Source organism: Mycobacterium sp. 4858 (genome assembly GCF_900240975.1).
Classification (GTDB): Bacteria; Actinomycetota; Actinomycetes; order Mycobacteriales; family Mycobacteriaceae; genus Mycobacterium.
In genome coordinates, this window is the sequence record NZ_LT968776.1 from 316274 (window position 1) to 328430 (window position 12157).

Genomic DNA, 12157 nt, shown 5'->3' on the forward strand with positions numbered 1-12157 from the left:
ATTTCACTCGGCAGTGCGGGTGATTTTCGCCGTCAGCCTTTCCTCGCCGCGGACGAGGCGCGGACCGTAGACCGCGACTAAATGCCCGGACCGTCCCCAAAAATTGGCGCTCTGGCCACCCTGTGACTGCTGTTAGGCTCGGCGTAGGACGCGAAGTCCCCACTCGCAGAAGGGATCATGGCAATGGTCGTTGCCGCTTCCGAAATCGGCGGTCTGGTAGGCAGCCTGGCCGGCATAGGAAAGAATGCCGCCGCTAAGGATTGGGTTGCGACCGGTATCGGCGGCGGCGCGTTCGCCATGGAAACGACCAAAATTGCCGTCAAGGCGATCGTCGAGCGAAGGATAAAAGCGGAAATAGAACGCGGTCTCGAGGAGCGAACCAATCCCTGGGCGGCGGAGGTGCCGATTATCGAATGGGGAATTGTCGCCATCACGGTCTTCGAATATTTCCTCGGCCTCGGTGACGCCTCCAAGGGAGCGGAGTTCGACAACGCGCGTTCCAAGCTCGACTCGCCCAAGAAAGACTTGGAGTCCGCCTTCCCCGACAGCGGCTGGGAGGGCTCCGCGTCGGAAGAGTACGCCAAACAGAACCGAGCCCAGCTGGACCGCGTGAACCTGATGCGAGATCAGGACCAGGCGATGATGGAGATCCTGACGGCCGAAGTCGATCAGCTCACCGAGATTCGCCGTGCCGTCGCCGGAATCAAGGACGGCCTCACCGGCTGCATCTTTGTCGCCCTCCTGATCAAAGCGCAGGGGAGCGAAGCCTCGTCCCTGGTGTTTCAGAAAGTCGTCACCATCGCGGCGATCACCGCAACAGTGGGCGCCATCGGTTACATGGAATTCTTCTCGGGCACCGAGACCCGGCCCAAGGTCCAGGAAGTGGTCCGCGAATACGAGAAGATCATTGCGGAGATGAAGGACTATCTGTCGACTTCGCGAATTGCGCCGTCCGCTCGCATGGCGCCCTCGGCGGAATCCACCGTCTCCGACTTCGCCACCGAGTCCACGTCGTCCGCGCTCACCGGCACCTCCACGCCGGCCGGTACGGCCGCGCCGGTGACGGCTCCTCGCCTGAGCGAACTCATCCAGATGTCGGGCCGGCCGGTGCAGGGCATGCCCACCCCGGCTCAGCCGGTGGAGGCGTCCGCTCAAGCCGGCCAGGTCGCGGCGCCGGCCCCCACGCCGACGAGCCCCGTCAGCGCTCAGCCGTCGCCCTCAACCGCGCGGCAGCGCAAGGCGCCCGCAGCCGCCGAAGGGGCCACGACCACCGGAGCCGGCCCCGAGGACACCATTCCGAGCGACGGGGCCGAAGTCGTCGGAGCGGCCGCGGGCACCGGGGCCGCGGAGCGGGCACCCGCCGAGGTCGCGGCGCTCAAAGCCGAGCAGCCGGCAGACCCGAACCGGCCGCAGCCCGCCCCGTAACGCCGTCGCGCCCCAACCCGCTTGCGGTGCAACCGTTTACCAGACGAGGAGGTTCCATGGCGAACTTGAGCGTCACGTCGACGTATCTTGACAAGTTGGCCCGCGCACAGGACGCGACCAAGGAAAATTTCAAATCGTCCGCCGGGGCGGTCGACGGGGTCGGCGTCAACGTGTGGCTCAACCACGGCCTGGCCTGCGGACCCGGCAACGACGCCGTCGTGGGAGTCGAGGTAAGCCGCGCGGAGGCGATCCAGCTCATGATCGAGGTCGCCACCGACCTCGCCGCGAACCTGCGTGCCGCCGCCAAAGCGTACGACGGCACCGACCAAGATGCCGCCCAGAATCTCGACAAACAGGTGCTTCCCGGCTGATCCCGGCAACGACCACCCCAGTTGTTCACCGCTCGGCAACCCGATCGCAACGACCGGCCGGAATCGACCTGGGGAGCCGGATCCACTGGCCTACATGGAAGTTCGTCCGCCCGCCCCGGTGGACGCACTGTAGGCTCTACCTACCGGACAGCCGCCCAGGCTATGAATCCGAGAGAAGGACGCCGTGGCCCAGCTTCCGAATGCGAACGAAGATCCCACCGACATCTTCGCTGCAATGAATTTCGCGCCCGCCGGCGAACCCGCGGCCGACCGCGAACCCGACACGCTGACAGCCCTCAGCTTCTCCGTCGCCGCCGAGGACAGCGCCGAGGAGTCCCCGCTTGAGCCGGCGCCGGAGTTCGCGCCCGCCGAGCCCGTCGACACCGCAACGGTGCTCGCCACACAGACGGCAGCCGCCGAGGAGGCCGACGAGGAGGACGTCGTCCCGCTGTTCACCGTGACCAATCCCCCCGGGACGGTGTCGGTGTCGGCGCTTGGAGACGGCGGAATCGGGCAAGTCACCCTGTCCGAGAAGGTCGCGGGCATGACCGAAGCCGAACTGGCCGAGGAGATAATCGTCGTCGCGCACCTGGCGAGCCAGAAAGGGCAAGCGGCCCAACACGAATTCCTGATGGCGAACATGCGCGAATTGGGCGCCGATGATCCCGATGCCGTGCGCGAACTCCTGGAGTACGGCATGGAACTCACGTCGCCGGAGCGGGCCGCCGAGACGCAGGCGCACGTTTTCGCCACCCGATACGCGACCGAGTGACGGTCTCGGCCCGGCAGGAGAACAGTTGCCGCCGTACGGATTTGGGCTAGCTCAGGCCCAACGACTCCGTCATCAGCGTGGTCATGCGCGCCAGCGACTCGACTAGCTGCCGGTGCTGGGCTTCGTTGGCGGCATCGACCGCGGCCACCGCGTTGCGCAGGGCCTCGTTGACGCGTTGCTCGACCGTCTCGGCGCCCAGCCGTAACAGGCCGTCTTCGATCTGGAGATCGGTGATCCCGCGGCGCGCGTTCAGCGTCACCTCGACGGTGTTGGCTTCGTCTGCGGCCGTGAAGGTTTCGGTGTTCGTTCGGTGGATCTGGTCTTCGAGGGCGGACTGGAACCGTTGCCCGAACTCCATGGCCTCAGCCAACTGCGGGTGCATTCCTGCGGTCATGTGATGTCCTTCGTCCTCGGCTGACGGCACGGCCCACTACCGCTCTTCAGTCTAAGGCGAGCTGCGATGGTTCGCCGCACCCTTCACCGCATCGGCCCCGGGGTGCCGAGTCGACGGCGCCACCCCAGCCGCTGCGCCTAGTCGAGGTGCTCGCGGATCTCCGCTTCGGTGACGGCGCTGCCCAGCGCGGCGACCCAGCCGGTGATGCGGCGGGCCACGTCCTGATCCGTCAGCCCCAGCTCGGCCAGCAGCTCGCCCCGCGAGGCGTGCTCATAGAACCGCTGCGGCAGGCCCACATCCCGGCACGGCACGTCGATCTCCGCGGCGCGCAGGGCCGCGGACACCGCCGACCCGATGCCGCCGTTGACGCCGTTGTCCTCGCACGTGACCACCAGTTTGTGCTGGGCGGCGAGCTCGAGGACCGCTTCGGAGACCGGTAGTACCCAGCGCGGGTCGATGACCGTCACGCCGATCCCCTGGTTGTGCAGCCGCTTGGCGACCTCCAACGCCATCGGGACGAACGCGCCGACGCCCACCAGCAGCACGTCATGATTGAGCCCGTCGGCCGGCACCGCGAGCACGTCGACGCCCGAAAGGCCGGTGCCTCGCCGCTCGATGGCCGGAATGTCTTCGCCCACATCACCTTTGGGGAACCGGAGCGCGGTCGGGCCGTCGTTGACCTCCAGCGCCTCACCGAGTTCCTCGCGCAACCGGGTGGCGTCGCGGGGCGCGGCCACCCGCATGCCGGGCACGATGCCCAGCATCGACATGTCCCACATGCCGTTGTGGCTGGCGCCGTCCGAACCGGTGATGCCGGCCCGGTCGAGCACCATGGTGACGGGCAGCTTGTGCAGGGCCACGTCCATCATGATCTGGTCGAAGGCCCGGTTGAGGAACGTCGAATAGATGGCCACCACCGGGTGCATGCCGCCCATCGCCAGCCCCGCCGCCGACGTCAGGGCGTGTTGCTCGGCGATGCCGACGTCGAACAGGCGGTCCGGGAACTGCTGCCCGAACGCGCTCAACCCGGTCGGGCCGGGCATCGCCGCGGTAATCGCCACGATGTCGCGGCGTTTCCTGGCGTAGCCGATCAGGGCATCGGAGAACGTGGCGGTCCACCCCGGCCCGGCGACCTTGGTGGCCTGCCCGGTGACGGGGTCGATGACGCCGCACGAGTGCATCTGTTCGGCTTCGTCGTCCTCCGCCGGGGCGTAGCCCATGCCCTTGCGGGTGACGACGTGCACGATCACCGGCCGGCCGAAGCCGCGCGCGTGGCGCAGCGCCGCCTCCACCGCGCGTTCGTCGTGCCCGTCGACCGGACCCACGTACTTGAGCCCGAGATCGGTGAACAGCAGCTGCGGGGACAGGGAGTCCTTGATGCCGGCCTTGACGCTGTGCATGAACCGGTAGGCGAGCTCGCCGAGCAGCGGCAGCGAGCGCACCGCGTCGCGGCCCTTCTCCAGCGCCTGCTCGTAGGCCGGCTGCAGCCGCAGGGTGGCCAGGCGGTCGGCGACGCCGCCGATGGTCGGCGCGTAGCTGCGGCCGTTGTCGTTCACCACGATGATCACCGGGCGTTTCGATGCCGCGATGTTGTTCAGCGCCTCCCAGCACATGCCGCCGGTGAGGGCGCCGTCCCCGACCACGGCGACCACGTGCCGGTTGCGGTGACCGGTCAGCTCGAACGCCTTGGCCAGGCCGTCGGCGTAGGACAGCGCCGCGCTGGCGTGGCTGGACTCCACCCAGTCGTGTTCGCTCTCCGCGCGCGATGGGTAGCCCGACAGTCCGCCCTTCTTGCGCAGGCCCTCAAAGTCCTGCGCGCGCCCGGTCAGCATCTTGTGGACGTACGCCTGATGACCGGTGTCGAAGATGATCGGGTCATGCGGCGAGTCGAAGACCCGATGCAGCGCCAGCGTCAACTCGACCACGCCGAGGTTGGGCCCGAGGTGTCCACCGGTGGCAGCGACCTTGTGGATCAGGAACTCGCGAATCTCGGCGGCGAGTTCGCGCAGTTGCTGCCCCGACAGGTGTTGCAGATCAGCGGGCCCGCGGATCTGTTCCAGCATCCCGATAGTCTACGCAGCGGCCGCCGGAACAGCAGGGAGCCGGAGGTAGCCGGCCTACGGGGGGCCGAAAAGCTCGACCAGGGTGTCGTGCAGCTCGGGATCCGCCAGGACGACGACCTCGTCGCCGGCCTGAAGTTCGGTATCACCCCGCACGGGCACCAGGCCGGTGGTGCGGACGACGATGCTCACCCAGATGTCACCGACCCGGTCGCTGAGACCCTCCACCGTGCATCCCTCGGCGGCCGATCCCCGTGCGACGCTGAAGCGACGGACCCCCTCCGGTTCGTCCGCGAGCCGGACACCGATCTGCCAGGGCTGGGTCTCCACCATGCGCATGGGCAGGTGCAGCAGTTTCGCGACCCCGGGCACCGAGCTGCCTTGCACCAGGACCGAGAAGATCACGACGACGACCACGATGCCGTAGAGGCGTTCGGCGTGGGGGATGTGCGCGGCGCGCAGCAACTCGCCGAGCAGAATCGGAACCGCCCCTTTGAGGCCGGCGAACAGTATGAAGGCGCGTTCGTTTCGCTGGAGTCGCACGCCGACCAGACACGAGCCCACCGCCAGCGGACGAATCAGCGCCGTCAGGGCCACCCCGAGGGCGAGCCCGGGGATCCACACGTCGGGGTGCGCAAGGACGCCGAGGTCGACGGTCAGGCCCAGCACGACGAACGCGACGATTTCGGCCAGCCCGGCCAGGGCGGCGTGGAACCGCTTGATCTCCGGCTTGTAGGGCGCGCGCGCGTCGCCGATCACGATGCCGGCGACGAACACCGCCAGAAATCCCGATCCGTGGGCAAGCGTGGCGATGCCGTACAGCATCAGGCTCGATGCCAGCGTTCGTAGCGGGTAGAGGCCTTCGCTGGGCAGCGCCACGCGGCGCATGAAGACGAGCAGGGCGCGGCCGCCGACGACCCCGACGGCCAGGCCGATCGCCATCTGCAGAACGAATTGCGCGCCCACGCCGGCGAACCCGGCGGCGCTGAGGCCGCCGGCGGCGATCAGGCTGGACATCAACGAGATGCCGACCGGATCGTTGGCGCCGGACTCACCCTCGAGGATGGTGCTGCTGCGGCCCCTGATTTCGCGTTTGCCCAGGACGGAGAACACCACGGCAGGATCGGTCGGAGCCACCGCCGTCGCGACCAGCACCGCGGGAAACCAATCGATTCCGCAGACGTAGTGCAGCATCAGCGTGGCGCCGGCGGCGGTGAGGGCGGTACCCAGCACGCCGACCGACAGGATCGGGGCGACCGCCGCGCGGAAACGGGAAGGCCCGATGTGCATTCCGCCGTCGAACAACACCAGCACCAGCGCGACGGTGATGACCTGTTCCACGATCCGCTCGGACGGTGGCTGCACCGCGGGCACGGAGTGCACCACCGCCGCCGTACCGACGAGCACCAGCAGGGGCACCGGGACCTTGAACCGCTCGGTCAGACGGTTCGCCAGCACCGCGATCAGACCGACCGCACTGGAGAACAAGACGATGAGCGCGAACCGCAGACCGTCGTTCACGATCGCGGCACCCGGGGACGGGAAGGCCCTGTGGTGGTGGGCACTCGAGCCTTTCGGTCGGTCGACAGGGACATCGAGGACATCGCCGACCAGACTTCCCGGCACACCGCGACGGAGTCTAGCCGCTCAGGGAGCACTTCACGCGCCGTTACGTCGCCGCCGGCGCTACCCGCGGGTCAACAGGGCGACGCATTCGGTGTGATGGGTGAGCGGGAAGGCGTCGAACACCTTGATCTTCTCGACGGCATAGCCGTGGCGGAGGTAGAGGCCGATGTCGCGCGCAAAAGAGGCTGCCTCGCAACCGATGTGCACCACCCGCGGCACGGCGGCGCCGGCCAGTTGGTCGATGATCTCGCGCCCGGCGCCCGCCCGCGGCGGATCCAGCACCGCTACGTCGGCGCCCGCTCGTTGCGTGCCGAGCATCCGCCGCACCGAGTCGGTGACGACCTGCACCTGTGGCATGTCGTCCAGCGCGACGCGGGCGGCCCGCGTGGCCGCGCGCGAGGTGTCGACGGACAGCACCCGCCCGGTCTCCCCGACCGCGGCGCCGAGCGCGGCGGCGAAGACACCGGCTCCGCCGTAGAGGTCCCAGGCGGTCATGCCGGGAGCGGGCTGGGCCCAGTCGGCGACCAGCCGGCTGTACACCGCGGCCGCGCCGCGGTGCGCCTGCCAGAAGGCGGTCACCGGGATCTGCCAGCTGCGCCCGCCCACCCGCTGTACCGCCTCGTAGCGACCCTCCACCACCTTGGTCGCCGTCTTCCGGCCCTGCCGCAGGGTGCGCACCACGTGGCGCGCACCGTCATCGTCGACGACGACGTGCAGTTGGGCGGTCGGCGGCCACTTCGAGTCGGCGAGCCCGTCGAGCATGCCGGCCGGCAACTGCGCGCAGCGCAGGTCGGTGACCAGTTCGTCGCTGTGGTAGCGGTGGAAGCCGGGGCGCCCGTCCGCGCCCACATCGAGCCGGACGCGGGTGCGCCAGCCCGTCGGCCCCGAGTCCGACAAAGGCTCGGCGTCACCATTCCAGTGGTGGCCGCCCAGGCGCTCCAGCTGGTTGGCCACGACCTGTGCCTTGAGCGCACGGGCCGCGTCCGGGGCGGCGAACGCGAGGTCACAACACCCGGCGCCGTCCACGCCGGCGATGGGGCACAGCGATTCGATGCGGTCGGGCGACGGCTCCAGCACCTCCAGAACCTCGGCGTGCCAATAGGATCCGCGGTCGGCGGTGACCCGGACCCGCACCCGCTCACCCGGCAGCGCGTAGCGGACGAACACCACGCGTCCCTCGTGGTGCGCCACACAGCTGCCGCCGTTGGCCGGGGCGCCGGTCACCAACGTCAGCTCGTCGCGCGGGGGCAGCACCGCGTGGGGTGCGCCCGGTATCTCGCGGGTCAATCGAAGATTCCCCGACGGGCGTCACCGGGGGCGGCGTGCGGCTGCAGCGTCTGGAGTCGCTCCGACGAGTTCAGTTGCCACGGAACGGAAGTCACCATCACGTTGGGCATGAACAACAGCCGGCCCTTGAGCCGCAGCGCGCTTTGGTTGTGCAGCGCCTGCTCCCACCAATGGCCCACCACGTACTCGGGAATGAACACGGTGACCACGGTGCGCGGCGACTCCTTGCTGACCCGCTTGACGTATTCGAGTATGGGGCGGGTGATTTCGCGGTATGGCGAGGCGATGACCTTGAGCGGCACGCTGATGTCGCTCTCTTCCCACTGGTGCACCAGCTCGCGGGTCTCCCCCTCGTCGACGCTGACGGTGAGAGCCTCGAGCGCATCCGGGCGGGTCGCGCGGGCGTACGCCAGCGCGCGCAGCGTCGGCAGATGCAGCTTGGACACCAGCACCAGGGCGTGATTGCGGCTGGGCAACACCACGTCGTGCTGGGCGGCGGCCTGCTCCTCCAGCTCCCGGCTGACCGTGCGGTAGTGCCGGTGGATCATCTTCATCATCCCGAAGAGCAAACCCATGGCGAACAGCGCGATCCACGCGCCGGCGACGAACTTGGTCACCAGGACGACCAACAAAACCGCGCCGGTGGAAAGCAATCCGACCGTATTGACGACCCGGGAACGCATCATCTTGCGCCTTACGCGCGGATCGGTCTCGGTGCGCAGCAATCGGGTCCAGTGCCGCACCATGCCGATCTGGCTCAACGTGAACGAAATGAACACGCCGACGATGTACAGCTGGATCAGGGCGGTGACCTCGGCACGGAAGGCGATGATCGCCAGCAGCGCCGCCCCGGACAGGAACAGGATTCCGTTGGAGAACGCCAACCGGTCGCCCCGGGTGTGCAGCTGGCGCGGCAGGTAGCTGTGCTGCGCCAGCACCGAGCCGAGCACCGGGAACCCGTTGAACGCGGTGTTGGCCGCCAGCACCAGGATGAGCGCTGTGACAGTGGCGATCAGCAGGAAGCCGACGTGAAAGCTGCCGAACACGGTTTCGGCCAGCTGTGTGACGAGGGTCTTCTGGTAGTAACCGGGCGGGGCGCCGGTCAGTTGCCGGGCCGGGTCCTCGACCAGCTGAACCCGGATCTGCTGGGCCAGCACGATGATGCCCATCAGCAGGGCCACCGCGATCCCGCCCAGCATCAGCAGCGTCGTCGCCGCGTTGCGCGACTTGGGCTTCTCGAATGCCGGAACCCCGTTGCTGATCGCCTCCACACCGGTCAGCGCGGCGCAGCCCGAGGAGAACGAGCGCGCCACCAGGAATGCCAGCGCGAAGCCGACGACCTGACCGTGCTCGGCGTGCATCTGAAAGCCGGCCGACTCCGCCCGCAGCGGGTTGCCCAGCACGAAGATCCGGAACAGGCCCCAGCCGATCATGATGAACACGCCGACAATGAACGCGTAGGTCGGAATGGCGAACGCCACGCCCGACTCGCGGATTCCGCGCAGGTTCAACGCCATCACCAGCAGGATCGAGGCCACGCAGAACCAGACCTTGTTCTCGGCCACGATCGGGATCGCCGAGCCGATGTTCGCCATCGCCGACGCCGTCGAAACGGCCACGGTGAGAACGTAATCCACCATCAGGGCGCTGGCGACGACCAGGCCGGCGGTGTCGCCCAGGTTGGTCGTGACCACCTCGTAGTCGCCCCCACCCGAGGGGTAGGCGTGCACGTTCTGCCGATAGCTGGCCACGACGACCAGCATCACCGCCGCCACGGCCAGACCGATCCAGGGTGTCAGCGCGTACGCGCTGACACCGGCCACCGAGAGCATCAGGAAGACTTCCTCGGGCGCGTACGCCACCGACGACAAGGCGTCGGAGGCGAACACCGGCAAGGCGATCCGCTTGGGCAGCAGGGTGTGACTCAGCCGGTCGCTGCGTTGCGGCCGACCGATGAGCAACCGACGCGTTGCGGTTGAAAGTTTGGACACGAGAGCCAAGAGTAAGCCCACATGGGTTTGGCGGTAGCTTCGTAGGCGAGAATGTTTGCCGACCCGAAATCGGCTGGCCGACGTGGGTTGCCGATTGGGGCGCAGGACGCAGCCGAGAGGATCGAAAGTGCGAGTAGTGGTGATGGGCTGCGGCCGCGTCGGTTCCTCGGTGGCCGACGGGCTATCGCGGATCGGCCACGACGTCGCGGTCATCGACCGCGACAGCACCGCCTTCAACCGGCTCAGTCCCGAGTACGCCGGGGAGCGGGTGTTGGGGCAGGGGTTCGACCGGGACGTGCTGCTGCGGGCCGGCATCGAGGAGGCCGACGCGTTCGCCGCCGTGTCATCCGGGGACAACTCCAACATCATCTCGGCGCGGCTGGCCCGCGAGACCTTCGGGGTCAAGCGCGTGGTCGCCCGGATTTACGACGCCAAGCGCGCCGAGGTCTACGAACGGCTCGGCATCCCGACGATCGCCACCGTGCCCTGGACCACCGACCGCCTCCTCAACGCCCTGCTGCGGGACACCGAGACCGCCAAATGGCGAGACCCGACCGGCACGGTGGCCGTCGCGGAGGTTGTCCTGCACGAGGAGTGGATCGGGCACCGGATCACCGATCTCGAGCAGGCCACCGGTGCCCGCGTCGCGTTCCTGATCCGGTTCGGTGCCGGCGTCCTGCCGGAGCCCAAGACGGTCATTCAGGCCGGCGACCAGGTCTACGTCGCCGCGATCTCCGGCCGCGCCGCCGAGGCCGTGGCCATCGCGGCGCTGCCACCCAGTGAAGAGTCTTAAGGAGCGGCGAAAATGAAGGTAGCTGTCGCCGGGGCCGGCGCGGTCGGCCGCTCCGTCAGTCGCGAACTCATCGGCAACGGCCATGACGTCACGCTGATCGAGCGCAACCCCGATCACGTCGACGTCGACGCCATCCCGGCGGCGCACTGGCGCCTCGGCGATGCCTGCGAGCTGAGCCTGCTGGAATCGGTGCACCTGCACGAGTTCGACGTGGTGGTGGCCGCAACCGGCGACGACAAGGCCAACGTCGTGCTGAGCCTGCTGGCCAAGACCGAATTCGCGGTGCCCCGGGTGGTTGCGCGGGTCAACGACCCGCGCAACGAATGGTTGTTCACCGACGCCTGGGGTGTGGACGTGGCGGTGTCGACCCCACGGATGCTCGCCTCGCTCATCGAAGAGGCCGTCGCGGTCGGTGATCTGGTGCGGCTCATGGAGTTTCGCCGGGGCCAGGCCAACCTCGTCGAGATCACCCTGCCCGACGACACGCCCTGGGGCGGCAAGCCGGTGCGTCGACTGCAGCTGCCCCGCGACGCCGCGCTGGTCACCATCCTGCGCGGTCCACGGGTGATCGTGCCCGAGGCCGACGAGCCGTTGGAGGGCGGCGACGAGCTGCTGTTCGTCGCGGTCGCCGAGGTCGAAGAGGACCTGCGCAAGCTGCTGTTGCCGGACGGCCCCGCGCTGGACGACTAGGGCCGCTTGCGATCACCGTTGAGGGCGGTGACCCGCAGCGCCCGGCTTCGCCGCGCTTGCGATCACCGCTAGTCGCGGACGGGATCGGCGTCGACCCGGACGCCGGTGTCACCGACCGCCGACATGGCGCGCTGCGCCGACTTGATCGCCAGGTACGTCGCCAGCGCGGCCGCCACGGTGAGTGGCCACCCCATCGCGATGCGCGCGAAGGCCAGCCAACCGGTCCGGTCGGCGTTGTAGAGCAGCCCCTGGACGACGAACCGGGCGGCGAAGACCAGCACCCAGCAGACCGAGGCGATGTCGAACGCGTAGACGGCCCGCGGGACGTCGCGCCAACCGTGACCGCGCCCGGTGGCCCAGGTCCACACGAACCCCACCAGCGGCCGCCGGATGACGACCGACGCCGCGACGACCACCGCCCACAGCAACGACATCCAGATGCCCACCAGGAAGTAACCCTTGGACTCCCCCACGATGTAGGCGACGAGCGCGCAGATGGCGACGCCGAAGAACCCGGAGAACGCCGGCTGCGGGGATTCCCGGCGTATCAGCCGCCACAGCAGGACCAGTGCGGCCACGGCGAGTGCGGAGGCGATCGCCACGAACAGCCCCGACACGCTCGACACAATGACGAAGATCACAACGGGCAGCGACGAATAGATGACGCCGCTGACCCCGCCCGCCTGTCGCATCAGGCGTTCGGCCGTGATGCGGCCGGCGGCCGCGCGGTCGGGCGAGCCCGACTCGT

11 protein-coding genes are annotated in these 12157 nt (G+C 68.7%); 5 read left to right on the top strand and 6 right to left on the bottom strand.

Translation table 11 applies throughout. From position 1 onward, the window contains the following. Nucleotides 1-177: 177 nt before the first annotated feature. The 3 genes from C1737_RS09725 (at nucleotide 178) to C1737_RS09735 (ending at nucleotide 2568) form a co-directional block, all read left to right on the top strand. Nucleotides 178-1425, top strand: coding sequence for an EspA/EspE family type VII secretion system effector (locus C1737_RS09725; protein ID WP_142393450.1), 1248 nt, complete (start codon nucleotides 178-180; stop codon nucleotides 1423-1425). A gap of 56 nt (nucleotides 1426-1481) precedes the next feature. Beyond that, a complete protein-coding gene (locus C1737_RS09730) occupies nucleotides 1482-1796 on the top strand; it encodes an ESX-1 secretion-associated protein (RefSeq protein WP_102417966.1) in 315 nt (104 codons plus the stop codon). A gap of 235 nt (nucleotides 1797-2031) precedes the next feature. Further along, nucleotides 2032-2568 carry a hypothetical protein gene (locus tag C1737_RS09735; RefSeq protein WP_142393451.1) on the top strand — a complete coding sequence of 179 codons (537 nt, stop codon included), beginning with the start codon at nucleotides 2032-2034 and terminating at the stop codon, nucleotides 2566-2568. A 46-nt stretch (nucleotides 2569-2614) separates the two neighbouring features. Here C1737_RS09735 and C1737_RS09740 read toward each other — a convergent pair whose 3' ends face one another. The 5 genes from C1737_RS09740 to C1737_RS09760 all read right to left on the bottom strand — a co-directional run bounded on the left by C1737_RS09740 (nucleotide 2615) and on the right by C1737_RS09760 (nucleotide 9926). Beyond that, nucleotides 2615-2962, bottom strand: a complete 348-nt coding sequence (locus C1737_RS09740) for a YbaB/EbfC family nucleoid-associated protein (protein ID WP_067927395.1) — start codon at nucleotides 2960-2962, stop codon at nucleotides 2615-2617. A 137-nt stretch (nucleotides 2963-3099) separates the two neighbouring features. Beyond that, nucleotides 3100-5025 (bottom strand): 1-deoxy-D-xylulose-5-phosphate synthase, encoded by a 1926-nt coding sequence (dxs, locus tag C1737_RS09745; RefSeq protein ID WP_102417968.1) that lies wholly within the window; start codon nucleotides 5023-5025, stop codon nucleotides 3100-3102. Nucleotides 5026-5079: 54 nt separating this feature from the next. Beyond that, entirely contained in the window at nucleotides 5080-6543 is a 1464-nt protein-coding gene (locus C1737_RS09750; RefSeq protein WP_102417969.1) for a cation:proton antiporter, read from the bottom strand. Between the two features lie 165 nt (nucleotides 6544-6708). Then, nucleotides 6709-7902, bottom strand: a complete 1194-nt coding sequence (locus tag C1737_RS09755) for a class I SAM-dependent RNA methyltransferase (RefSeq protein ID WP_102417970.1) — start codon at nucleotides 7900-7902, stop codon at nucleotides 6709-6711. A gap of 29 nt (nucleotides 7903-7931) precedes the next feature. Next, on the bottom strand, nucleotides 7932-9926 hold the full coding sequence (locus C1737_RS09760) for an APC family permease (RefSeq protein ID WP_067927352.1): 1995 nt from the start codon (nucleotides 9924-9926) through the stop codon (nucleotides 7932-7934). Nucleotides 9927-10053: 127 nt separating this feature from the next. Between C1737_RS09760 and C1737_RS09765 the strand changes: the two genes are divergently transcribed. Both C1737_RS09765 and C1737_RS09770 read left to right on the top strand, forming a co-directional pair. Continuing rightward, on the top strand, nucleotides 10054-10719 hold the full coding sequence (locus C1737_RS09765) for a TrkA family potassium uptake protein (protein WP_156766176.1): 666 nt from the start codon (nucleotides 10054-10056) through the stop codon (nucleotides 10717-10719). Between the two features lie 12 nt (nucleotides 10720-10731). Further along, complete coding sequence (locus tag C1737_RS09770; protein WP_067927355.1) at nucleotides 10732-11409, top strand: TrkA family potassium uptake protein; 678 nt, start codon at nucleotides 10732-10734, stop codon at nucleotides 11407-11409. A gap of 68 nt (nucleotides 11410-11477) precedes the next feature. Here C1737_RS09770 and C1737_RS09775 read toward each other — a convergent pair whose 3' ends face one another. After that, entirely contained in the window at nucleotides 11478-12101 is a 624-nt protein-coding gene (locus C1737_RS09775; RefSeq protein ID WP_102419874.1) for a DUF3159 domain-containing protein, read from the bottom strand. Nucleotides 12102-12157: the final 56 nt, after the last annotated feature.

What these genes read in the sequence shown, in the direction of transcription:
- C1737_RS09725 (WP_142393450.1), top strand. Translation starts at nt 178, where the DNA reads ATGGCAATGGTCGTTGCCGCTTCCGAAATCGGCGGTCTGGTAGGCAGC.
- C1737_RS09730 (WP_102417966.1), top strand. Translation starts at nt 1,482, where the DNA reads ATGGCGAACTTGAGCGTCACGTCGACGTATCTTGACAAGTTGGCCCGC.
- C1737_RS09735 (WP_142393451.1), top strand. Translation starts at nt 2,032, where the DNA reads ATGAATTTCGCGCCCGCCGGCGAACCCGCGGCCGACCGCGAACCCGAC.
- C1737_RS09740 (WP_067927395.1), bottom strand. Translation starts at nt 2,962, where the DNA reads ATGACCGCAGGAATGCACCCGCAGTTGGCTGAGGCCATGGAGTTCGGG.
- dxs (WP_102417968.1), bottom strand. Translation starts at nt 5,025, where the DNA reads ATGCTGGAACAGATCCGCGGGCCCGCTGATCTGCAACACCTGTCGGGG.
- C1737_RS09770 (WP_067927355.1), top strand. Translation starts at nt 10,732, where the DNA reads ATGAAGGTAGCTGTCGCCGGGGCCGGCGCGGTCGGCCGCTCCGTCAGT.
- C1737_RS09775 (WP_102419874.1), bottom strand. Translation starts at nt 12,101, where the DNA reads ATGCGACAGGCGGGCGGGGTCAGCGGCGTCATCTATTCGTCGCTGCCC.